17 protein-coding genes are annotated in these 21,772 nt (G+C 66.7%); 5 read left to right on the forward strand and 12 right to left on the reverse strand.

The annotated features are described in order from the left end of the window. Window positions 1-5 precede the first annotated feature (5 nt). From DN387_RS05370 to DN387_RS05395, 6 genes are all read right to left on the reverse strand, one after another. On the reverse strand, window positions 6-1,919 hold the full coding sequence (locus DN387_RS05370) for a sigma-54-dependent Fis family transcriptional regulator (protein WP_054914477.1): 1,914 nt from the start codon (window positions 1,917-1,919) through the stop codon (window positions 6-8). Between the two features lie 169 nt (window positions 1,920-2,088). Further along, window positions 2,089-3,126 (reverse strand): iron chelate uptake ABC transporter family permease subunit, encoded by a 1,038-nt coding sequence (locus DN387_RS05375; RefSeq protein ID WP_054914476.1) that lies wholly within the window; start codon window positions 3,124-3,126, stop codon window positions 2,089-2,091. Continuing rightward, a complete protein-coding gene (locus tag DN387_RS05380; RefSeq protein WP_054914475.1) occupies window positions 3,123-4,127 on the reverse strand; it encodes an iron ABC transporter permease in 1,005 nt (334 codons plus the stop codon). Before DN387_RS05380 ends, DN387_RS05375 begins: the two co-directional genes overlap by 4 nt. Window positions 4,128-4,130: 3 nt before the next feature. Next, window positions 4,131-5,069, reverse strand: coding sequence for a Fe2+-enterobactin ABC transporter substrate-binding protein (fepB, locus tag DN387_RS05385; RefSeq protein WP_082405697.1), 939 nt, complete (start codon window positions 5,067-5,069; stop codon window positions 4,131-4,133). A 3-nt stretch (window positions 5,070-5,072) separates the two neighbouring features. Beyond that, window positions 5,073-6,383, reverse strand: coding sequence for an NtaA/DmoA family FMN-dependent monooxygenase (locus DN387_RS05390; RefSeq protein ID WP_054914474.1), 1,311 nt, complete (start codon window positions 6,381-6,383; stop codon window positions 5,073-5,075). A 64-nt stretch (window positions 6,384-6,447) separates the two neighbouring features. Next, window positions 6,448-8,538 (reverse strand): TonB-dependent receptor, encoded by a 2,091-nt coding sequence (locus DN387_RS05395; RefSeq protein WP_054914650.1) that lies wholly within the window; start codon window positions 8,536-8,538, stop codon window positions 6,448-6,450. Between the two features lie 215 nt (window positions 8,539-8,753). Between DN387_RS05395 and DN387_RS05400 the strand changes: the two genes are divergently transcribed. Then, window positions 8,754-9,554 carry an IclR family transcriptional regulator gene (locus DN387_RS05400; RefSeq protein ID WP_235384208.1) on the forward strand — a complete coding sequence of 267 codons (801 nt, stop codon included), beginning with the start codon at window positions 8,754-8,756 and terminating at the stop codon, window positions 9,552-9,554. On the opposite strand, the gene DN387_RS05405 is transcribed toward DN387_RS05400, so the two are convergent. The 6 genes from DN387_RS05405 to DN387_RS05430 all read right to left on the reverse strand — a co-directional run bounded on the left by DN387_RS05405 (window position 9,522) and on the right by DN387_RS05430 (window position 15,611). After that, complete coding sequence (locus DN387_RS05405) at window positions 9,522-10,346, reverse strand: ABC transporter ATP-binding protein (protein ID WP_043861228.1); 825 nt, start codon at window positions 10,344-10,346, stop codon at window positions 9,522-9,524. The genes DN387_RS05400 and DN387_RS05405 overlap by 33 nt on opposite strands. Window positions 10,347-10,432: 86 nt before the next feature. Beyond that, a complete protein-coding gene (locus DN387_RS05410; RefSeq protein ID WP_229590264.1) occupies window positions 10,433-11,491 on the reverse strand; it encodes an NAD(P)/FAD-dependent oxidoreductase in 1,059 nt (352 codons plus the stop codon). 5 nt (window positions 11,492-11,496) lie between these two features. After that, on the reverse strand, window positions 11,497-13,440 hold the full coding sequence (locus DN387_RS05415) for a LodA/GoxA family CTQ-dependent oxidase (protein WP_054914472.1): 1,944 nt from the start codon (window positions 13,438-13,440) through the stop codon (window positions 11,497-11,499). Window positions 13,441-13,570: 130 nt separating this feature from the next. Beyond that, window positions 13,571-13,786, reverse strand: a complete 216-nt coding sequence (locus tag DN387_RS05420) for a PLD nuclease N-terminal domain-containing protein (protein ID WP_043861225.1) — start codon at window positions 13,784-13,786, stop codon at window positions 13,571-13,573. A gap of 87 nt (window positions 13,787-13,873) precedes the next feature. Next, entirely contained in the window at window positions 13,874-14,620 is a 747-nt protein-coding gene (locus tag DN387_RS05425) for a hypothetical protein (protein ID WP_043861224.1), read from the reverse strand. A gap of 118 nt (window positions 14,621-14,738) precedes the next feature. Continuing rightward, the gene (locus DN387_RS05430; protein ID WP_043861265.1) at window positions 14,739-15,611 is read right to left on the reverse strand and encodes a LysR family transcriptional regulator; all 873 of its coding nucleotides are present in this window, start codon (window positions 15,609-15,611) and stop codon (window positions 14,739-14,741) included. 106 nt (window positions 15,612-15,717) lie between these two features. Between DN387_RS05430 and DN387_RS05435 the strand changes: the two genes are divergently transcribed. The 4 genes from DN387_RS05435 to DN387_RS05450 all read left to right on the forward strand — a co-directional run bounded on the left by DN387_RS05435 (window position 15,718) and on the right by DN387_RS05450 (window position 21,757). Continuing rightward, on the forward strand, window positions 15,718-17,109 hold the full coding sequence (locus DN387_RS05435) for an aldehyde dehydrogenase family protein (protein WP_054914471.1): 1,392 nt from the start codon (window positions 15,718-15,720) through the stop codon (window positions 17,107-17,109). Window positions 17,110-17,366: 257 nt separating this feature from the next. Beyond that, complete coding sequence (locus tag DN387_RS05440) at window positions 17,367-18,368, forward strand: polyamine ABC transporter substrate-binding protein (protein WP_229590265.1); 1,002 nt, start codon at window positions 17,367-17,369, stop codon at window positions 18,366-18,368. A 129-nt stretch (window positions 18,369-18,497) separates the two neighbouring features. Beyond that, a complete protein-coding gene (locus DN387_RS05445; RefSeq protein ID WP_054914470.1) occupies window positions 18,498-20,051 on the forward strand; it encodes a PucR family transcriptional regulator in 1,554 nt (517 codons plus the stop codon). Between the two features lie 245 nt (window positions 20,052-20,296). Then, complete coding sequence (locus tag DN387_RS05450; protein ID WP_054914469.1) at window positions 20,297-21,757, forward strand: NAD-dependent succinate-semialdehyde dehydrogenase; 1,461 nt, start codon at window positions 20,297-20,299, stop codon at window positions 21,755-21,757. The last annotated feature ends 15 nt before the right edge of the window (window positions 21,758-21,772 follow it).

Raw genomic sequence — 21,772 nt, forward strand, 5'->3', positions numbered from 1 at the left:
GCGGTTCAACTGCGCAGCTGCTTGATCTTGCGGTACAGCGTGGCGCGGCTGATGCCCAGGGCATCGGCTGCCGCGGTGATGTTGCCGTGATGACGCGCCAGGGCGCCACGGATCAGCTCCTCCTCGTTTTCGCGGATGCTGCCCGGCTGCTGGGTGCTGCCCCTGAGGTCTTCAAGCAGGCAGTCGGTCAGGTGTTCCAGGCCCAGCAGTGGCTCGCCCGGCTCGCGCATGGCCACCGCCGAGCGCAGCACCATCTCCAGCTGGCGGATGTTACCGGGCCAGTCGTAGTTGTTCAGCAACGCGGCCAGCTCCTTGCTCAGGCGCACGCCGTGGGCGCCGAACTTGTGCAGCAGGCTGTCGATCAGGGCGCCCCGGTCGTCGCGCTCGCGCAGTGCCGGCAGGCGCAGGCTCACGCCGTTGATGCGGTAGTAGAGGTCTTCGCGAAACTGCTGCTCGAGCACGTGGCGCTTGAGGTCGCGGTGGGTGGCGCAGATCACCGCCACGTCGATGTCCTGCTCTTCGCCGGCGCCCAGCGGCGCCACCCGGCGCTCCTGCAGTACCCGCAGCAGGCGTGCCTGCAGGGCCAGCGGCATGTCACCCACCTCGTCGAGAAACAGGGTGCCACCGTGGGCCTGCATCAGGCGCCCGACCATGCCGCCACGGCGCGAGCCGGTGAAGGCCCCTTCGCGGTAGCCGAACAGTTCGGACTCGATCAGCCCCTCGGGTATGGCCGCACAGTTGACCGCCACGAACGGCTTGCCGGCACGCGGGCTGGCCTGGTGCAGGGCGCGCGCTACCACTTCCTTGCCGGTGCCGGTTTCGCCCAGCAGCAGCACCGGCAGTTCGTTCTTCAGGCCCTGCAGGGCCATGCGCAAGGTGCGCGCAAGGCTGCTGTCGCGCCCGGCCAGGGCCTCGAGGTCGACGCTCTTCTGCGCGGCCACCGGGGCAGCGGGTGCAGGTGTCGCGGCAATCACGGGCTGGCGCGGCAGGTGCTGGGAGCGGAAGTAGAACTCGCCCTTGGCGGTCTGCACGCTGCTGATGCCGCCCTGCCATACCCGGCTGATGAAGGCGCTGGAGCGTTCGCCGATCAGGTCGCTGCAGCTGCGCCCCACCAGGGCGGCGCGCGATACCTGCAGCAAGGCGCAGGCCTGGTCGTTGGCCGCGAGCACCTCGCCGTCCAGGCTCAGGGCAAGCAGGCCGTGCCAGGCGCTGCCCAGGTACTGGGGGCGGTTGTGGAAGGCCACCACCAGTTGCTCGGGGTAGCACAGGCCGAACATGCGGCTTTCGATGTTGCCGGCCGCCAGCAGCAGCGTCGAGAGGTTGTCCTGGGGCTGGGCCATGACGCCTTCGCGGGTCAGGTCGAGCACCCCGATGATCTCGCCGCGCGGGTCGCGCAGCGGTACCGAGGTGCAGGAGAACGGGCTCAGGCGGTCCAGGTAGTGTTCGCCGCAGTTGATCAGCGTGGGGCGCCCTTCCACCACGGCGGTGCCGATGGCATTGGTGCCGCGCACCGACTCGCTCCAGCAACTGCCCGGGTGCAGGTCGCGCAACCCGGTCTGGCGCAGTGGCTCGGTGTTGCCCTCGATGGCCAGCACGTTGGCCTGGGCGTCGCCGAGGATGATGATGCCGCCCTTGCCCTGGCGCGACACCAGGTACTCCAGCTCCGGCGTGGCGGCGTCGATCAGCAGCCGGTTGCTTTCCAGCAGGCGCTTGAGTTCACCGCGCTGCGGGGCGGCCAGCTCGTGCCGCTCGCCTTCGAGGCAACTCAGGCCATGGCCGAGGCTGCGCCGCCACGAGGCATCGATCTCGTCGCGCAACATGCCCAGCGGCAACTCCCCGTCATGGACCAGTTTCATGCGTGCCTGGCGTGACTCCTGCAAAGGGTCAGCGGCGTTTTTTATTAGAATGGTGCGTGCCATCGCTTACTCCAGCGCCCGTCGAACGTTGTGCACTTAAGGCAATGTAACTCAAGGGAGTGTGCTTGAGATTTGCAGGGCCGTCACCCGCAGGCGCCGACAACCTGATCGGCAGAGTGGCACAAGGTTACGTTTACGTAAAGGTGATGAATCGCGACGTGTCGTCCTCCTTTCAGGCGCGCCGATTGCGCGCCAGCAGCCACAGCAGGTACACCCCGCCCAGCAGGCCGGTGGTCAGGCCGATGGGCAGGTTGAGGTTGGCCACAAAACGCTGGCTGAGCAGGTCGGCGGCCAACAGCAGTACCGCCCCCATCAGCGCTGCGCTCACCAGCGGCACCTGCGCCGAGGTGGTCAGGCGCCGTGCCAGCTGCGGCGCGGCCAGGGCGATGAAACTGATCGGGCCGGCCGCCGCGGTGGCGATCGCGGTCAGGCCCACCGCCGCCATCACCATCAGCAAGCGGGTACGCTCCACCGCCACACCCAACTGGGCGGCGCTGTCGTCACCCAGTTCGAGGATGTTCAGGCGCCGTGCGTGGTACACCGCCACCGGCACCACCAGCAGCAGGCCCAGCGCCGCCGGCAGCACATGCGACCAGGTGCGGGTGTTGAGCGAGCCGGCCAGCCAGATCTGCGCCGACATGGCCTGGTCGAGGTTGCCCATCACCAGCAGCACGGTGTTGAGCCCCGAGAGCATCGCGCCCACGCCGATGCCCACCAGCACCAGGCGGTAGCCGCCGGTGGTGCGGCCCTTCATCGACAGCACGAACACCAGCGCAGCGGTGCCCACGCCGGCGATCACCGCCGCCAGCGACGCCCCCAGCGGGCCGGCATCGAACAGGATGATCTGCACGATCGCCCCGCTCGCCGCCCCGGTTGTGAAACCGATGATGTCGGGCGAGCCAAGCGCGTTGCGCGAGATGGACTGGAAGATCGAGCCGGCCATGCCCAATGCAGCGCCCACGCACAGCGCGGTGAGCACCCGGGGCAGGCGCACGCGCAGCACGATGCGCTCGGTGGTCGGGCTCGGCCCTGCCCCCAGCAGGCTGGCCAGCACCTGGCCCGGCGTCAACGGCAAGGTGCCGATGCCCAGCAGCAGCACCCCCAGCCCCAGGGCCAGCAGCACCAGCACGGCACACACCAGCACCCCCCGGGGCTGCCAGCGAAACGACAGGGCGGCCAGGCGGACGACCCGTGTAGCGGTAGTGTTCATAGCTTGCTCAACCGGAATGTGCGCACCAGCGCGATAAAGAACGGCCCGCCGATCAGCAGCGCGACGATACCCGCCGCCACTTCCGCCGGCGCCGCCACGACCCGGCCCAGCACATCGGCCCCCAGCAGCAGCACGCCGGCAAACAGTGCCGAGTACGGCAGGATCCAGCGGTAGTCCGGGCCCACCAGCAGGCGCGCCAGGTGCGGCGCCACCAGCCCCACAAAGCCGATCGGCCCGGCAGCGGCGGTGGCAGCGCCGGCCAGCAGCATCACTGCCAGGCAGGCCAGCAGCCAGGTGAGGCGCACGTTCACCCCCAGCGCCAGGCCCAGGTCCTTGCCCAGGGCCATGGCATTGAGGCTGCCGGCCAGCGCCAGCACCGTGACAGCGCCCGGCACCACGGCCATCGCCAGCACCCCCACCGCCTCGAAGCCGCTCTTTTCCAGCGAGCCCGATGCCCAGTGGCGAAACTGGTCGAACACCTGCGCCGGCGCATTGAGGATGATGATGCCGGTGACCGAGGCCAGCATCACCGACAGACCGGCGCCGGCCAGCACCAGGCGCACCGGGTTGGTGCCGGTCTCCTGGGCACGGCCCAGCATGAACACGGCCACCCCGGCCAGCCCGGCGCCGACGAAGGCGCACCACACGTAGCCGCTCATGCTGCTCAGGCCCAGCACGGCCACACCGACGATCACCCCTACCCCGGCCCCGGCGTTGATGCCCAGCAGTCCCGGTTCGGCCAGCGGATTGCGGGTGACCGCCTGCATGATCGCACCGGCCAGGCCCAGCGCCAGCCCGGCCAGTATCGCCACCAGCGTGCGTGGCACCCGCAGTTCGCGCACGATCAGGTGCTGGTCGTCGAGCCGGTCGTAGGCCGACAGCGCCTCGAACACCTGGGCCACGCCGATGCTGCGCGACCCCACCACCAGGCTCGCCAGCACCGCCACAACCAGCAACAGCAGCCCCAGCAGCAGGCCCTGACAACGTCTTGATCGCACCATGGCTCAGCGGTACGCCCGCGCCACGGCGTCGATCATCTCGCGCCCGGAGTAGTAGTCGATGCGAAACGAACTGGGGCCCAGTGCATATACCCGCTTGTGCACCACCGCCGGCAGGTTGGCCAGCACCGGGTCGGCGAGAAACGCCTGCACGTCGGCGTCGCTGCCGCCCAGCAGGAACACCGTGTCGCCGGTGATGGCCGCCGAGAGGTTTTCACGGGAGATGAAGTCCACGTCGGAGCTGCGCTTGACCTGCCCTTGCAACCCTTGCGGCAAGCCGGCCACCGCGAACCCGAGAGCTGCCAGCAGCTGCGCATGGGGGCTGTCCAGGCGCGCTACCGAATAGCTGCCACCCAGGTTGTAACCCACCACGCTGACCGCGCCGGCAGGTGGCGTGATGCGCGTTGCAACCTGCGCGGCGTAGGCGTCGAAGCGCTCGATGGCCGCCTCGGCCTGGGCCTGCAGGCCGCTGGCCTGCCCCAGTTGGCGCGCCAGCTCCTGCCAGCTGTGGTTGGCGTAGTTGACCACCACCGTGTCGATACCCTGGGCCTGCAGCTCGGCCTGGTGGGGCAGCACACTGTCGGCCCCGGTAGCCGACACCACCAGCAGGTCGGGTGCCTGCCCGACCACCGCTTCGAGGTCGAACACCAGGTTCTTGTACAGCACCTGCACGCCGCGCTGGTCGGCCACTTCGGCCCACTGGGTGAAGAAGCCCTTGGCATCGGAGATGCGGCTGGGCGTGGTCGCGGCACTGGCCACCAGCGGCGCGTCCATGGCCAGCAGGATGCCGGTCACGCTCGGCGAGGTGGACACGATGCGCTTGGGCGAGGCCTGCGCCGACGCCGTCGGCGCCTCGTCCGCAAGCTCGGCGGGCTGCCGGGCCAGCCACAGGGCGGCGCTGGCCACAGCGACGATGGCCAGCACGGCCACCACAGTCTTTTTCATCGTCTAGCCCTGCTCGTCAAGGTGGTGGGCGAAGGTCGAGCCGCTGTAGCCCTTGCGGAACAGGCCGGCCTGCACCAGGCGTGGCATCAACTGGTCGAGAAACAGGTTCAGCGACTCGACCGAGCCACCGGGCGCGGCAATGAAGCCGTCGATGGCGCCACTGGCAGCCCAGTCCGCGATCTGCTCGAAGGCATCGTCGACGGTGCCGACCACCTGCCAGTGCGCCGCCGAGATCACCTCGGGGCGCAGCAGCAGCTGGTCGATGCTCAGCGACTCGCGCTCGATCAGGCGGCGCAGCAGGCTGCTGTGGGTACGGCTGGAGGCGTCCGGCGCAACCACCGGCAGGTCGGCACGGGTCACCGGGCGGTCGAGGGGCCAGTCGGCCAGGTCCAGCCCGGTCATTTCCTTGATCGAGGCCAGCTTGCGCGCGCGGTTCATGCGCCCGTGGGTTTGCATGAACACCGCCCGGGCCTGCTCGCGGGTGTCGGCCAGGTACAGGCTCAGGCCCGGCAGCAGGCGGATCGCCTGCGCCGAGCGGCCGTGGCGTTCGGCGCGCCGGCCCAGGTCACGGCGCAGTTCAAGCGCCGCTTCCTTGTCGGGCGTGGGTGCGAACACCAGGTCGGCCACCGAGGCGGCGAAATCCCGCCCCGACTCCGAGGCACCGGCCTGGATCAGCGGAATGCGCGTGCCGGGGAAGGCTGGCAGGTTCAGCGGGCCCTTGACCTTGAGGTAGGTGCCCTCATGGTTGACCGGGCGCACCTGGGTGGTGTCGGCATAGCAGCCATTGGCACGGTCGATGGTCAGCGCCTCGAACGGGAAGCTGCCCCACAGCTGGTGCACCAGCTCGGTGAACTCGGCCGCCCGCGCATAGCGCTCGTCGGCGTCGGGCATCTGCTCAAGGCCGAAGTTCTCGTGCCCCTGCAAGGCGGTGACGATGTTCCAGCCCACGCGCCCGTTGCTGATCCAGTTCAGCGATTGCAGCTGGCGCGCCACCACATACGGCGGATAGAAGGTGGTCGACACCGTCGACACCAGGCCGATGTGCGAGGTCTGCTGGGCCACGGCTGCCAGCAGGATGGTGGGGTCGAGGCTGGTGAAGCCAGGGCCGCTTTCGAGCATTTCCACCGGCAGGCAACTGACGTCGGGGCGGAACACGAAGTCCAGGTGCGCCGCTTCGGCGCGCTGCGCCAGATCGATGGCGAAGGCGCTGGTGAACAGGCCCTCGACGTTGCTGTCGGCGCGCCGCCAGGCGTCGCCGCTGAGCCAGGTGGGGGCCAGTGAAAGGCCGATATGGAGTCGCTTGGGCGATGTCATCAAAGCTCCGGGTGCAGGTGATCGAGTACGGCGGCCCCAGGGCCGCCGTTGACAGTGGGTTGATTCAGAACGAGCCCTTGACGCCCACGCCGAACATGCGTGGCGTGGTCATGCTCGCCTCGGTGCCGCCGATGCCGCGGTTCTGCTGCAGGTAGGTGGCCGAGCGGTCGTCGAACACGTTCTTGACGTAGCCGTACAGTTCCACCGCCGGGGTGAACTGGTAGCTGGCGCGGGCATCGGTCAGGGTGTAGGAGTCGACCGAATACGACGAGTTGTTGGCCGTGTCGGAGTAGTAGCCGTCGATATGCCGCACCTGGGCCGACAGGTTGAGCTTGTCGGTCACGTCCCAGCTGGGCCCGAAGCTCAGGGTGTAGCCGGGCGACTTGGCAAACTCGTTGGCCTGGTAGCTGTCGTTGCTGGTGATGCGGTCGATGCGCGTGCGCAGGGTGCCGGCGCTGGCCTTGAGGGTCAGGCTGTCGAGCAGCTGGTAGTCGGCGCTCAGTTCCATGCCGTAGGCGTGGGCCTTCTCGGCATTGATGGTGTAGGACTGGCTGATCCCGGTGGAGATCACCACCGGAATGTTGTACTGCGAATCCTTCATGTCCATGTAGAACAGGTTGCCGCTCAGGCGCAGGCGGTCATCGAACAGGCTGGCGCGGGTGAACAGCTCGTAGTTCCACACCGACTCTTCCTTGAAGTACTGCCACTGGCGCGTCGACAGGTTGAGCGAGACACCGCCCGGGTTGTAGCCGCGGCTGACCATCGCGCCCACGGTCCAGTCCGGGGTCGCGGCGTAGGCCAGCGATACCTTGGGCAGCACGGCGGTGAAGGTCTTCTGGTAGTCCAGCGCAGTGGGCGCCAGCACCGAGTTGCCGTCGCGCTCGATACGGTCCTGCTGGAAGCGCAGGCCCGTGCTCAGGGTCCACAGGTCGCTCAGGCGGTAGTTCAGCTCGCCGAAGAGGCCGAGGTTTTCCTTGGTGTCGTCGAACGCCGACAGCCCGGCCAGGTTGAGGGTTTCGTCGGTCCTGGTGCGCGCCACGTAGAGGCCGGTGGCGCCGCTGAGCACGCTGTGCTGGTCACCGAACACCAGGCGGGTTTCGTTGGACAGGTTCTTCTGCTTGATGTCGGCGTCGCCCTGCCCCGGGATGCCGGTGTAGCGCTGCACGCTGGACAACGAATACTGCGCCTGGTTGATCAGCTTGAGGCCGTTGTCGAAGTCGTAGCTCACGTCCAGCACGCTGGTGTTGGTGCTCTGCTCCCAGCTGGGCATGGTCGTGGTGGTGTGATCGAGCTTGTGGTACGGCGCCGAGGCGGCTTCCTGGGTGGGGCGGTTGCTCTCGTTGTGCGAGAAGGTGAACTTGGCCTCCAGCCCCTGGATGTCGGTGGGCAGCCATAGCAGCTTGGCGCGGGTGGTGAGCGCGCTGAAGTCGTGGTCGGTCTTGCCCTTCTGGAAGTTGGGGTTGGTGTAGTCGATGAAGGTATCGCGCGCCGAGTAGTCCACTGCCAGGCGCCCGGCCAGGTCGGTACCCATCAGCGGCCCGGACAGCGCGATGGAGGTGCGCTTGGCGTTGTAGTTGCCGATCTCGGCCTGGTAGGCGGCCTCGGGGGTGAAGGTCGGGTCCTTGGTGTTGACGATGATCGCGCCGGCGATGGCGTTGGCGCCTTGCGAGGTGGTCTGCGGGCCGCGGAACACCTCGATGCTGTCCACGTCCCACACCGAGGTGGCGCCGAAGAACATCTCGTTGTAGTTCAGGTAGTGGCCGTCCAGGTTGATGGTGGCCCGTGGCACGGTGCCGCCCCAGAACTGGTTCTGCCCGTTGTTCGGGCCCTGGGTGTCCTGGCCGCGGATGATCGGCGCGCCTACCGAGTCGGTGTAGATCACGTTGGGCACGTCATTGAGCACTTCATGCACGCTGGCGTTGCCGGTGTTCTGGCGCTCGATGTCGCGGGCAGTCTTGACCGACACCGAGGAGGCGGTGTTCTTCAGGTCACGCTCGAGCTTTTCCCCGGTGATCATGATCGGTTCGAAGGTGACTGCGCCTTTGCCCGGGGCAGCAACGGCATCATCGGCCATCGCAGGCGCCATGCCGAGCACGGTCGCCAGGGTCAGCACGCTGAAACCGCAGGTGAGTTCAAGGGGTGAATAGGCCTTCAAGATACGCTCCAAATGATAATCATAATCGTTTGTGCGAAAGGTATCATGTGGCCACTTCATTCCTCAATAGAGAATTGATTCTGCAATGTGGTAAATCCAGGGGCCCGGCCAGCGCTCGGAAAAGTCGGTATCATGCGCACCGACGCCGCGCACAAGCGGCGCGCACTTGATGCCTGATGAGGACCAGCCGCCAGCCGGCGATGAGGAGAGGCCCGTTGAAAAAAACCATTCCAGCTGCGGATGACGCCCCGCACGCGCCGGGCGAAAAACGTTCGGGCACCATTCAGTCCGTCGCCATCGCCGCCCGCTTTCTCAACGTGCTGGCCAGCGCCGAGCACGAACTGGCCCTGGGGGAAGTGGCGCGGCGCACCCAGACCGGCGCGTCAACCGCGCACCGCTACCTGCAGAGTCTGGTCAAGGAGGGCCTGGCCAGGCAGGACCCGGCCAGCAGCCTGTACGACCTGGGCCCGGCGGCGCTGAGCATCGGTATCGGTGCGCTCAAGCGGGTGGATGCAGTGGAGGTCGCCGCCCAGCACATGAAGGCGCTGGCCCACCAGCATGCGGCCAGCGGCGGCGTGGCGATCTGGACCGACCGTGGCCCGACGCTGGTGCGCTGGTACCGCAGCGCGTTCTTCTCGATCAACCCGCTGGCCCTGGGCGACGTGCTGCCCATCGACAACACCGCCTGCGGGCTGGTGTTCCAGGCCTTCCTGCCCAAGGCCACCATCGATGCGGCGCGCAAGCTGCAACCGGCGCACTTTCGCGGCACGGCGCCGGCCAAGGCTGTGCTGGACGAGGTGCGCAGCAGCCGCTGGGCCGAGAAGACCAGCCACCTGCTGTCGAATGTCACCGGGCAGGCCGCGCCGGTGTTCGACGCCCAGGGCGAGATCGTGTGTGTGGTGACCACGGTGACCGACCTGGGTCAGCTCAAGACGCCCGAAGACCGCGATGCGCTGTTCCGGGCGGCCAGCCGGGTCAACCAGTCAACCGGCGGCCTGCCGTGGCAAGGCGCCTGACACCACCGCCCGCTCGCGCGACAAGGGCACCAGCAGCGGCGTGCCGCTGACCGGGTCGGCGATGATCATCGAGGCCACGCCGAACACCTCCTGCACCAGGGCCTCGGTGAAGATGCGCGCCGGGTCGCCCTGGGCGACGATGGCGCCGGCCTTCATGGCGATCAGGTGCGAGGCATAGCGGCACGCCTGGTTGAGGTCATGTAGCACCGCGACGATGGTGCGGCCCTGGCGATTGAGCTCGGCCAGCAGCTCCAGCAGTTCGATCTGGTGCGCGATATCGAGGTAGGTGGTGGGCTCGTCGAGCAGCAGTACCGGCGTCTGCTGCGCCAGCACCATGGCGATCCATACCCGCTGGCGCTGGCCGCCGGACAACTCCTGCAGCAGGCGCTCGGACAGCTCGCTGACCTGCGCCGCCTGCATGGCTGCGGTCACGGCCTGTTCGTCGGCCTGCGACCATTGGCGCAGGAACGACTGGTGCGGGTAGCGCCCGCGGGCTACCAGGTCGGCCACGGTGATGCCGTCGGGCGCAACCGCGCTCTGGGGCAGCAGGCCGAGCCGCCGGGCCACGTCCTTGGCCGCGAGCGTGTGAATATCGACCTGATCGAGCAGCACCGTGCCGCTCGAAGGCACCAGCAGGCGCGACAAGGCCCGCAGCAAGGTGGATTTGCCACAGGCATTGGGGCCGACGATGACGGTAAAGGACCCTTCGGTGATAGCCACCGAAAGGTCCGTGGAGATCGTGCGCTGGTCGTAGCGAAGCGTCACGGCGTCAGCCTGCAGGCGATACGTCATGGAGAGGGTGTTCCAGTGAAGGGATTCGGCGCCAGTATTGCAGATGAGGAATTTATTCCGCAATCCGGAACGCCGGCGCCCTGCCCTCAGCCCGCCGCCATCAACGGCTGGCACTGCGCGTAGTGCCGCGCCAGGCCCTTGAGCGAATGCCCCAGGGTGATACGGGTGTGCCGGTCGTACTGGTGCAGCAGGTCCAGACGGCCCTGCTGCAACCTGGCCAGGATGGCGCGGGCAGCCAGGTCGGTGGCACCCAGGGCGTGGGTCAGCCCCTGGGACGACACCGGGTCGAAGGCGATGGCCGCCTCGCCCACCGCCAGCCAGTGCGCCGATGCACAGCGCTGCAGTGCACTGCAGCCGGCATCCAGCACCTGAACCTGCGCTGCGGCCAGTTCGTCGGCACCTGCATAGCGCTGCATCAGGCGCGTGCGCTGCAGTTGCTCGGCCAACTGCGGCGCGGTGCGCTGACCGTCACCGCCGGGAAAGAAGCGCACCAGGTGGCGCTGGCCGCTGGCGGTGGTGGCCCCGGACCACCAGCCCTGGGCATCCGCCTCGATCAGCAGCCACTCGGTGTCGGCCAGTTCCGAGCCACCTCGGGGCAGACGCGCCGCGACGGCCACCTGACGACTCAGGCGCTGGCGTCGTGCCCCGCCGAGCCGGGCGATGCAACTGGCCTTGCCGGTGGCATCCACCACGAAACGTGCCTGCCCGCGCCAGGGGTGTTCACCTCGCCGACCGCCCAGGGTAATGCTGTCGTCGGCAAAATCGGCATGGGTCACCCGCACGTCGTCTTCACGGGTGATCCCAAGCGCCGCCGCCCTTTCCCGCAGCCGGGCGTCGAACACCCGTCGTTCCAGGAACGCGCCATGGGCGGCGCGCTCGCAGAAGTAGTCGCGAAATACCGGCTCGCTGGTCAGCCAGATCGACTGCACGCCGCAGCAGCGTCGCGCCACGGTGCTGTCGTCGAGCAGGTCGGCGTGCCCCAGTGCGGCAAGTGCAGGCAACGCCTCGGGGGACAGGCACTCGCCGGGGCGCAGCGCAGCCTCGGGTTCACGCTCCACCAGCCCCACCTGCAACCCGGCCTGCGCCAGGCGGATGGCCAGCGCCGTGCCGGCCGGCCCGGCGCCCACCACCAGCACGTCGTGCACGGGGTTCAAATCTCGTCCCTGCGCAGCCGACGACGTGGCGGTACCTTCTGCCTGGGCGGCTCCAGTTCGGTCTCGCCCAGCAACGGTGGCGGCGAATCCAGGGCCTCGATCACCGCCAGCAGGTCGAGCTTGGCATTGGAGCCGGTGACCCGCTCGGGCCGCCCGCTTTCGATCCAGGCCCGCGCCGGCAACCCCAGTGCGGTCGCCTCGGGGGTGGCGTCATGGGCCAGCAGAATGCCCAACTCCCACCAGTGGCTCACCATCAGGTTGATGCGCGTGAAGTAACTGCCCTTCAGGTCGCGCAGCCAGTCCTCGCGGTAGGAAAAATGCTTGAGCTGCTGCGCCGGCGTGGTACGTCTTGCGCCCACACGCTCCCACGCCTCGCTGCTCAGTACCTGGTTGGGCACGCGGGCCCCCCAGTAGCTGGGGAACGACAGGTAGGTACTGGGCTCGTACTCGGCATCCGACAGGCACGAGGCCTCGTCGGTCTGCCACGGCACGCCCAGCGCGCGGGTCAGCGAACCCGGGCCCACGCCGTCCAGCGGGCCCTGGGGTGCCAGGCACACCTGTGGCGTGAGTTCGTCACCGAAATCCTGGCGCACCGCCTGCCCCTGGGGCAGTACCGCCAGGCGATAAGGGCTGCGCCACACGCTGGGCACACGCATGAACCAGGTCAGTTCGATGCCCGGGTGGAACGGGCCGCCCAGGCATTCATGCAGGCCGGCGCGGTCCAGCGCCTGGGCCTGGGCGCGCGGTTCGAGCGTGTCGAAGTCTGCCGGCACCGGCGCGCCCTGCCAGTCGGCGACGAATTCGCCTTGCACCCACTGGCTCAAGGCCTGGTACATCAGCGGGGTGACCGCGAGCCCGACCGCGGATGGCGGCTGGGGGTCGAGGTCGTAGTCGCCGTAATAGTCGCCGTACAGGGGCAACAGCGCCGGGGCGAACTCGGCGGTGCTGGCGGGGTCGCGAAACAGCGCGAAGACCTTGCGCCGAAAGTCCGCACTGGCCTCACCGGGGTCGGCCAGCCGGGCCACCACGTCGGGGTTCTGGGTATCGAGTGGCGAACCGTGGCCGCTGAGCATGAACAGGCCCTGGTTGGTCCACTGCATGTGGGTCATGCGCTCGAAGATCGGCCAGATATCGCGGGTGAACGAACAGCCCGGCTCGGCCGGCAGCTGACCCTGGCGCACGAACAGGTCGCGCACCACCTCTTCCATGGTGACCACGCCGAACAGCCCTGGCGCGTAGTTGGGGGGCGTCACCACCAGGTAGCCGGGCTCGGCATCCAGGCTCTGGCCATTGTTGAACGTCACCCGTGCGTACACCGGACCGTCCGACACGTCGTCGTGCCAGTCGTCGTTGTTGGCGAAGGTTGTCGGTGGGGTCTTGTCCACCCGCGGTGCGCTGTGGCCGTGCCCGCCGAGAGCGATCAGGCGCCCGGCCTCGTCGGTGCGCAGTTCGCCCAGGTACACGGGTTTGCCGTGGAAGGTGCCGGTGTCGAAATGGAAGGGCTTGCCTTGCTGGCGGCGGCCGCTGATGGTCCTGGGGCCGGGGCGGATGTCCAGGGCCTGGCGCTGCGTGCCGGTCACGTGCGGGTTGCGCCGTTTTTCGGCGATGGCGTACTGGCCGGGCAGGTCCATGGCGTTTTCGAAGGCGTACCAGCCGGCCTTGAGGTTGGCGACTTCCACGGTCCATTCGATCTGCACGCCGTCGTCCAGGCTCAGCTCCTGTACGGTGCCATCGTGCAGTTCGGCATAGAGGCGAAAGCGCACGGCCTGGCGCCGCACCTGGCCCCTGGCATCGCGAAATTGCCCGTCGGCGCTGCTGGCCAGTGCCCCTGGCACCTGCGCGGCGAGTACGTACTCCTCATCGCCATCGGCGTTGCCGACACGGGCAACGCCGAGCCCTGGGTGCACACGAATGGATTTGATCGATGCCGGGCTGATCATGGCCGTCTAGCCTCCTTGCCAGTGGGGTCTGCGCGAATGCGCAATTTCGCGCTCAACGCTAGATGGCGAATGGAGGGGTGTCAAATGGCCATGTCAGCCAGCAATCCGAAGCTCAATTTGCGCCGTTGAGTCAGCCGTTGCGAGAGGCCGCGTTGTTGTTGATCGCCTTGGGCCCCGCCACGCCCCACACGATCAGGCCGACCAGCGGCACGAATACCACCAGCACGATCCACAACATCTTGCGGTCGGCCTTGCTCTTGCTGCCGATGATGCTCTTGATGGCCCACAGTTCCACCAGGGCCAGGATTACCGCCAATGTGATCCAGATATAACCGTTGTTTTGCATGCGTCATCTCCCGAATGGTATTGCGTTAGGTCAGGCGACGCCGCGATGGTTCAGTGAATCTGCGCCCAAAGGCGCCAGGCAGACACCTCACTGCACCGGCAGAAAGTTCATCAGCAACAGGCTCTGCGCATAGTTCAGGCCGATGCGCCGGTAGCGCTCGTCGAGCATCTGGGTCAGCAGGTCCAGGCGCGCGACGATCTTGCCGAACTCCACGGCAAAGCTCAGGTTGCTGCCCGCCTCGGAGATTTCGTTGGAGAACAGCAACAGCACGCCATTGGCATCCTGGCGCTGGCTCAGCAGCCAGGTGGCCTTCTCGATGTTGCGCGCTGCGTTGCTGACGAACTGCGGGTCGATGGTGTCGGTGATGAAGAATTCGGTACGCCCGCCATGGGCGGTCACCAGCATGCTGCCGATGGCGTAGATGAACGCGCCAACGCGGTCGCCCCTGAACTCCGGGCTCAGGGCATAGCTCAGTGCCGCCAGGTCGCGGCGCTCGCCCAGCTGCGGCAAGGCCTGGCGCTGCTCGATGGCCTGGCGGATCTGCCGCTCGGCACTGGCAGCATCGAGAAAGCCCGATTCGCGCCACTGGTTGGGGTTGCGCAGGTACAGCTTGCTCATCAACAGGTACAGGCTCTGCAGGTTGTCCTGCATCGACAGCGTGGCCATGCGATCGACGCTGGTCTGGAACAGTTCCTGGGGCCGGCCGTTGCCCAGCTGGGTGGCGATATCGCGCCCCTGCTGCTGGGTACAGCCAGCGGCGCAGGCCATCAGCGTGCCCGCCAGCAACAGCCGGCGCAGCACGCGCTGGGGTGGAACGCAAAGCGGATAAACCATCGGCACCGGGGTCTGAATTCACGGGCCGCGTCGGGGATCGACGCGGCCTGGCGATGAATAGAGCCGAAAAAACGCAAAAAGTGCGATAACCGCCAGACCGCAGTGGCGCCACGCCGCACTATTGGAGCACCGCGCCCCGCTCCTCCAGCAGTTTCACGAACATCGCCAGGCTGCGCGATACCGTGCCGCTGCGCCATACCAGCCAGGTGCGCAGGTAGCGAAAACGTTGCGACATCGGCCACACGCTGACCGTGGCGCACCCCGGCATGCTCTCGAGCATGCTGCGTGGCATCAGCGCCAGCCCCGCCCCTGCGCTCACGCAGGCGAGCATGCCGTGGTAGCTCTCCAGTTCGAAGATCTTGCCCGGCACGGCGGCATCCTGGGTGAACCAGCGCTCGAAATGATGGCGGTACGAACAGTTGGCCCGGAACGCATAGATGCTCTGCCCGTTGACGTCCTGGCCACGGTGAATCGGCGCATGGTTGAGCGGCGCGATGATGACCATCTCCTCCTCGAACACCGGCACGCCCTCCAGCGAGGGGTGCAGCACCGGGCCGTCGACGAAGGCCGCCGCCAGGCGTCCCGACAGCACGCCCTCGATCATGGTGCCCGACGGCCCGGTGGAGAGGTCCAGCTCGACCTTGGCGTACTGCTGGTTGTAGGCCGCCAGCAACGCGGGGATGCGCACCGCTGCGGTACTTTCCAGCGAGCCCAGCGAGAACGCCCCCTGGGGTTCCTCCCCCGCCACGGTCAGTCGGGCCTCCTGCACCAAGGCCAGGATGCGCTTGGCGTACTCCAGGAAGGTCCAGCCGGCCGGCGAGAGGCGCAGGCGCAGCTTTTCACGAATGAACAGCTCCACCCCCAGGTCGGCTTCCAGCTGCTTGATCCGCGTGGTCAGGTTCGACGGCACACGGTGGATGTGCTGGGCGGCTGCGCTGATGCTGCCGTGCTCGGCCACGGCGGTGAAGATCTCAAGCTGTACCAGGTCCAAAAACATTCTCCAAACGTGAAAGAAACCGTTTTTATTATTCAGTTTTCGAAAGATTAGCACGGCATTACGCTGGGCCCCTGTTTCCCTTCTGACAGGAACGCCCGCCATGACCGACATAACCAGCCACACCCATGCCCTCTCGATCAACCCGGCCACCGGTGAACGCATCGGCCACTACGCCTATGAAACCGACGCACTGATGGACGCCGCCTTGGGCCGCGCCGCTGCCGGGTTTGCCGGCTGGCGGCGTACCCCGCTGGCCACCCGCTCGGCCCTGCTGGTGAAACTGGCCGGTGTGCTGCGCGACAACGCCCAGGCCATGGCGCGGATGATTACCCTGGAAATGGGCAAGCCTGCGGCCCAGGCCCGCGGCGAAGTGGAAAAGTGCGCCCAGCTGTGCGAGTGGTACGCCGAGAACGGGCCGGCCATGCTGGCCCCCGAGCCAACCCAGGTACCCGACGCCAAGGCCCACATCGAATACCGCCCACTGGGCCCGATCCTGGCGGTGATGCCGTGGAACTTCCCGCTGTGGCAAGTGCTGCGCGGTGCGGTACCCGCGCTGATCGCCGGCAACACCTACGTGCTCAAGCACGCGCCCAATGTGATGGGCTCGGCCTACCTGCTGCGCGATGCGTTCCAGCAGGCCGAATTCCCCGAAGGTGTGTTCGAGGTGCTCAACGTGACGCCTGAGGGCGTATCCAGGGCCATCGTCGACCCGCGCATCGTCGCCGTGACCCTTACCGGCAGCGTGCGTGCCGGTGCCGCCATCGGTGCCCAGGCCGGTGCCGCGCTGAAAAAATGCGTACTGGAACTGGGCGGCTCCGACCCGTTCATCGTGTTGAACGATGCCGACCTGGATGCCGCCGTACAGGCTGCCGTGATCGGCCGCTACCAGAACACCGGCCAGGTGTGCGCGGCAGCCAAGCGGCTGATCGTCGAAGCCGGCGTGGTCGAGGCATTCACCCGCAAGTTCGTCGAGAAAACCCGCGCGCTGGTGATGGGCGACCCGTTGCTGGCCGACACCTACCTGGGGCCGATGGCGCGTCATGACCTGCGCGACGAGCTCGACCAGCAGGTCCAGGCCACCCTGGCCGAAGGCGCCACGCTGCTGCTGGGCGGGCACAAGGTCGAAGGCCCGGGCAACTACTACGCGCCCACGGTACTGGCCGACGTCACCGACCAGATGACCTCGTTCCGCCAGGAGCTGTTCGGCCCGGTGGCCTCGATCATCACTGCCCGGGATGCGCGCCACGCCCTGCAGCTGGCCAACGACAGCGAATTCGGCCTGACCTCGACCGTGTACACCCGGGATGCGGCACTGGCCCGACAACTGGCCGACGAACTGGAGTGCGGCGGCGTGTTCATCAACGGCTACAGCGCCAGTGATCCGCGCGTGACCTTCGGTGGGGTGAAGAAGAGCGGCTTTGGCCGCGAACTCTCGCACTTCGGCGTTCGCGAGTTCTGCAACGCGCAGACCGTATGGTTCGATCGCCACTAAAGTACGAAGCACCTTCCTATAAAGCGCAGGATAAAAAAATAGGCTTATCCTGCGTTTAATAGATACCCATGGCAGCGCTTATCCATTAGCCTCAACTCACTCTCAAACACAGCAGGCACCTTGCCACTATAAAAATCAGCACCTTTCATCTATTTTGCGCCCGCTTGCAACTGCCAAACATAACTCGAAATAACAGTCTTGATTGGAGCGTTCGAATGTCGAAAAAACTCTTCACCCTCACCGTGCTCGGTGGCCTGATGCTGGCCAACAGTGCCTTTGCCGACAAGCTCACGGTGATCTCCTATGGTGGCGCGAGCAAGGCCGCGCAGGTCACCGCGTTCTACAAGCCCTACGAAGAAAAGACCAAGACCCAGGTGATCGCTGGCGAGTGGAACGGTGAAATCTCCAAGCTCATCGCCATGAACGACACCAAGACCGTGACCTGGGACGTGCTCGATACCGAAGACACCGACCGTGCCCGTGGCTGTGAAGAAGGTCTGTTCGAAAAACTCGACTACGAACGCCTCGGCACGCCGGGCGACTGGATCGAAGGCACCAAGAGTGACGACGGCTGTGGCGTCGGTATCTTCGTGTGGTCCAACGTGCTGGCCTACAACGCCGACAAACTGAAAGTCGCCCCTACCGGCTGGGCCGACTTCTGGGACGTGAAGAAATTCCCGGGCAAGCGCAGCCTGCGCAAATCTGCCCGTGGCTCGCTGGAATTCGCCCTGATGGCCGACGGCGTGCCGCCTGCCGAAGTCTACAAGCTGCTCAGCACCAAAGAAGGTGTGGACCGCGCCTTCAAGAAACTGGACGAGATCAAGCCGTACATCCAGTGGTGGGAAGCCGGTGCACAGCCGCCGCAGTACCTGGTGGCTGGCGATGTGGTGATGGCGTCCTCGTACAACGGCCGCATCCACGCTGCACAGCAGAGCGGCAGCAACCTGAAGATCGTCTGGAACCAGAACCTGTACCAGTTCGACGAGTGGGCCATCCCGCGCGGCACCAAGAACCTGGACAAGGCCTACGACTTCATCAAGTTCGCCATGCAGCCTGAGCAGCAGAAGCTCTACACCGAGCAGATGGCCTACGGCCCGTCCAACACCAAGGCCGCCGAAATGCTCGACAAGTCGCTGGCTGACGACCTGCCCACCGCGGCAGAGAACCAGAAGAATGCACTGCGGGTAAACGTCGAGTTCTGGCTCGAGAACGCAGAAACGCTTGAACAGAAGTTCAACGCCTGGGCTAGCAAGTCCTGATTTCCCCTCCCTGTGCGCCTCATGGATGATCAGCGCACAGGTTCTATTCTCCTGTCCAGGGCCCTCCCCGCAGCCATGTCCAGTCCGCTAGACTGCGATCCTCTATCGTGTCTGGATCGTGGATTGCACATGAAACTCGCCACAGCCCTGGAACAGACCTCCCTCAGCCAGGCCACCGTGGTCGCGGGCAGGCAATGCCTGGACCGCGACCTGGCGTGGGTGCATATCGTCGATCACCCCGACATCTTCAACTGGCTGAAAAAGGGCGACCTGCTGCTGACCACCGGCTACAACTGGCCGCAAGACCCGCAAAAATGCCGCGACATGGTTCGCCGGCTGGCCGAGCTGGGCCTGGCCGGGGTCGTGATGGCAGTCCCGCACTTTCACGAACACTTCCCCCAGGCGGCCATCGAAGAGGCCGACCGCTGCTGTTTCCCTTTGCTGGAACTGCCCTGGGAAGTCGCCTTCAGCGACATCACCCAGCAGGTTCTCGAACAGATCATCAACTTCCAGACCCGCATCATCCGTCGCTCCGACCTTATCCACCGCATGCTCACCCGCGCTGCCATCGAGGCCGACAACCTGCAGAGCCTGGCCAGCGCCCTCACCAGCGCCCTGGAACTGCCGGCGCTGATCGTGGCCAGCTCCGGCAGTGTGCTGGGGGCCAGCGAGCCGGCCAATGACGCCGTGGAGCTTGCCGTGATTCGCCACCTGAACGAACAGGCCAACCTGCTGCAGGGGGTCGAGCCGCAAGTGCTGGAGCTGGACGCCGATGCCGGCGCGTTTCGCCTGGGCTGCCCCATCCGCCTGCAGGGCGAGCGGGTCGGGGTGGTCTGGCTCAAGGGCCAGCGGGACAGCTTCGAGGAGCTGCACTGCCGCGCAGTGGAACATGCTGCGCTGATCGCCGCCCTGCAGCTGTCCCATCAACGCGAATTGCTGGACCAGGAAAACCGCCTGGGCCATGCCCTGGTGGCAGGGCTGCTGGAAGGCAAGTTCCCCGAAACGCCACGCGCCATCGAACGTGCGCTGGTGTCCGGCTGGTGTCATACCCGCGACTACCGCGTGTGCCTGGTGTTGCTGGACGAGCCGATTCCCCTCAGCCGCGAGGGCTTCCAGCGGCGCAAGGAGCAGGCCGAGCGCATCACCGAGATCATGCAGGGGTTGGGAATCGCGCCCCTGCTGTCGGTGTCGTTGAACCAGATCAGCCTGATCGTGCCGGCCGATGTGATGCCCGAGTCGATCTGGAAGCATATTCGACTGGACGGCGGCGCCATGGCCGCCAGCCGCGTGCACCGGGGCGTGGCAGGCATGGCCCAGGGCGCCGGGGATGTGGCCACCCTGCTGCCGCTGCTGCGCCCGGGCAAGCTGCATGGGTTTGACGAAGTGCTGTTTCCGCGGGCGCTGATGGGCGACGACGATGCACGGCGCATGCTGCTGGAGCGCCTGGTGACCCCGCTGACCCGGCACAAGAACGGCGCCATGCTCATGGAAACCCTGTGCACCCTTGCCAGCGAAGGCTTTCAGCTGGCCAGCAGCGCCCGCTGCCTGGACATCCACATCAGCACATTACGCTACCGCGTGGAGCGCATCGAAGAGCTGCTGCAGCTGTCGATGGAGAACCCGCAGGCGCGCTTTCAGCTGCAGGTGGCGACCGAGATGTACCGCCTGCAGAACGACGCCTGACAAACAATCTGCTGCCTGTACCGCCCGGTGGCGGGCCAGGCCCGCTCCAGCAGGCCGTCAGTGGCCTTGCGGGAGCGGGCTTGACCGGCGCTGGAGACACCTCGACCACCCCCGCAGCATAGTGTGCTGCCAACCTCCTCAATACGGCATTTATGCCTGGCCCGAGCGGCCATCTCGGCATCGGTCACTGCGTGCCTGTTCTTACAATCGTGCCATTCACCGGACCCGTAGAAGGCACCCTCTCCATGTTGAAAAGCACACTGCGTGACCCCTCGCTGCTTGTCGAACGCGCTTACGTCAATGGCAGCTGGATCGATGCCGACAACGGCGAAACGATTGCCGTGATCAACCCCGCCGACGGCAGCGAAATCGCCCGGGTCCCAGCCCTCGGCGCCGCCGAGACGCGACGCGCCATCGAGGCCGCCCAGGCCCGTTTCGAAAGCTGGCGCGAAGTCCCCGCCGCCACCCGCGCACGTCACCTGGAAGCCTGGTACAGCCTGATCCTGGAAAACCAGGAAGACCTGGCGCTGATCATGACCGCCGAACAAGGCAAGCCCCTGAGCGAGTCGCGCGGCGAAATCGGCTACGGCGCCAGCTTCGTCAAATGGTTTGCCGAAGAGGCCCGTCGCATCTACGGCGACACCATCCCCGCGCCCACCAACGACCGCCGCATCCTGGTGCTCAAGCAGCCGATCGGCGTGGTGGCGGCCATCACCCCGTGGAACTTCCCCAACGCGATGATCACGCGCAAATGCGCGCCGGCCCTGGCCGCCGGCTGCACCGTGCTGGTCAAGCCGTCCGAGATGACCCCGCTGTCGGCCCTGGCCCTGGCGGTACTGGCAGATCGTGCCGGCATCCCGGCCGGGGTGTTCAACGTGCTCACCGGCCTGCCTGCCGGCATCGGCAGCGAAGTGACCGCCAACCAGGCCGTGCGCAAGTTGTCGTTCACCGGCTCCACGCGCATCGGCAAGCTGCTGATGAGCCAGTGCGCCGACACCCTCAAGCGCCTGAGCCTGGAGCTGGGTGGCAACGCGCCGTTCATCGTGTTCGACGACGCCGACCTCGACCTGGCGATTGCCGGGGTGATGCTGAGCAAGTTCCGCAACGCCGGGCAGACCTGCGTGTGCGCCAACCGCATTCTGGTGCAGGACGGCATCTACGACCGCTTCGCCGAGCGCCTGCGGGCTGCAGTGGCCGAGCTGAAGGTGGGTGACGGCCTGGGCGAGAACGTGACCATCGGCCCGCTGATCAACGCCGCCGCCGTCGCCAAAGTAGCCAGCCACATCGGCGATGCGGTGGAAAAAGGCGCCAGCATCTCGATTGGCGGCATGCCTGACGACACCGGCCTGTTCGTGCAGCCGACCGTGCTGCTGGACGCCACCACCGACATGCTGCTGGCCACCGAAGAGACCTTCGGCCCGGTTGCCCCGCTGTTCCGTTTCAAGGACGAAGCCGAGGCCCTGGCCATCGCCAACGCTACCCCGTTCGGCCTGGGCGCCTACTACTTCACCCAGGACATGCGCCGCGCCTGGCGTGTGGGCGAGCGCCTGGAGTTCGGCATGGTCGGCCTGAACACCGGGATCATCTCCATGGAAGTGGCCCCGTTCGGCGGCATGAAACAGTCCGGTACCGGCCGTGAAGGCTCCAAGTACGGCCTGGACGAGTTCCTCGAAATCAAGGCCTGGCACATGGGCGGCCTCGACTGAATATCTGCGTTCCCG

Source organism: Pseudomonas sp. FBF18 (assembly GCF_024261405.1).
GTDB classification, from domain to species: Bacteria; Pseudomonadota; Gammaproteobacteria; order Pseudomonadales; family Pseudomonadaceae; genus Aquipseudomonas; species Aquipseudomonas palmensis.

What these genes read in the sequence shown, in the direction of transcription:
- DN387_RS05380 (WP_054914475.1), bottom strand. Translation starts at nt 4,127, where the DNA reads ATGGTGCGATCAAGACGTTGTCAGGGCCTGCTGCTGGGGCTGCTGTTG.
- DN387_RS05435 (WP_054914471.1), top strand. Translation starts at nt 15,718, where the DNA reads ATGACCGACATAACCAGCCACACCCATGCCCTCTCGATCAACCCGGCC.
- DN387_RS05425 (WP_043861224.1), bottom strand. Translation starts at nt 14,620, where the DNA reads ATGGTTTATCCGCTTTGCGTTCCACCCCAGCGCGTGCTGCGCCGGCTG.
- DN387_RS05405 (WP_043861228.1), bottom strand. Translation starts at nt 10,346, where the DNA reads ATGACGTATCGCCTGCAGGCTGACGCCGTGACGCTTCGCTACGACCAG.
- DN387_RS05390 (WP_054914474.1), bottom strand. Translation starts at nt 6,383, where the DNA reads ATGACATCGCCCAAGCGACTCCATATCGGCCTTTCACTGGCCCCCACC.
- fepB (WP_082405697.1), bottom strand. Translation starts at nt 5,069, where the DNA reads ATGAAAAAGACTGTGGTGGCCGTGCTGGCCATCGTCGCTGTGGCCAGC.
- DN387_RS05440 (WP_229590265.1), top strand. Translation starts at nt 17,367, where the DNA reads ATGCTGGCCAACAGTGCCTTTGCCGACAAGCTCACGGTGATCTCCTAT.
- DN387_RS05375 (WP_054914476.1), bottom strand. Translation starts at nt 3,126, where the DNA reads ATGAACACTACCGCTACACGGGTCGTCCGCCTGGCCGCCCTGTCGTTT.
- DN387_RS05450 (WP_054914469.1), top strand. Translation starts at nt 20,297, where the DNA reads ATGTTGAAAAGCACACTGCGTGACCCCTCGCTGCTTGTCGAACGCGCT.
- DN387_RS05370 (WP_054914477.1), bottom strand. Translation starts at nt 1,919, where the DNA reads ATGGCACGCACCATTCTAATAAAAAACGCCGCTGACCCTTTGCAGGAG.
- DN387_RS05445 (WP_054914470.1), top strand. Translation starts at nt 18,498, where the DNA reads ATGAAACTCGCCACAGCCCTGGAACAGACCTCCCTCAGCCAGGCCACC.
- DN387_RS05415 (WP_054914472.1), bottom strand. Translation starts at nt 13,440, where the DNA reads ATGATCAGCCCGGCATCGATCAAATCCATTCGTGTGCACCCAGGGCTC.
- DN387_RS05420 (WP_043861225.1), bottom strand. Translation starts at nt 13,786, where the DNA reads ATGCAAAACAACGGTTATATCTGGATCACATTGGCGGTAATCCTGGCC.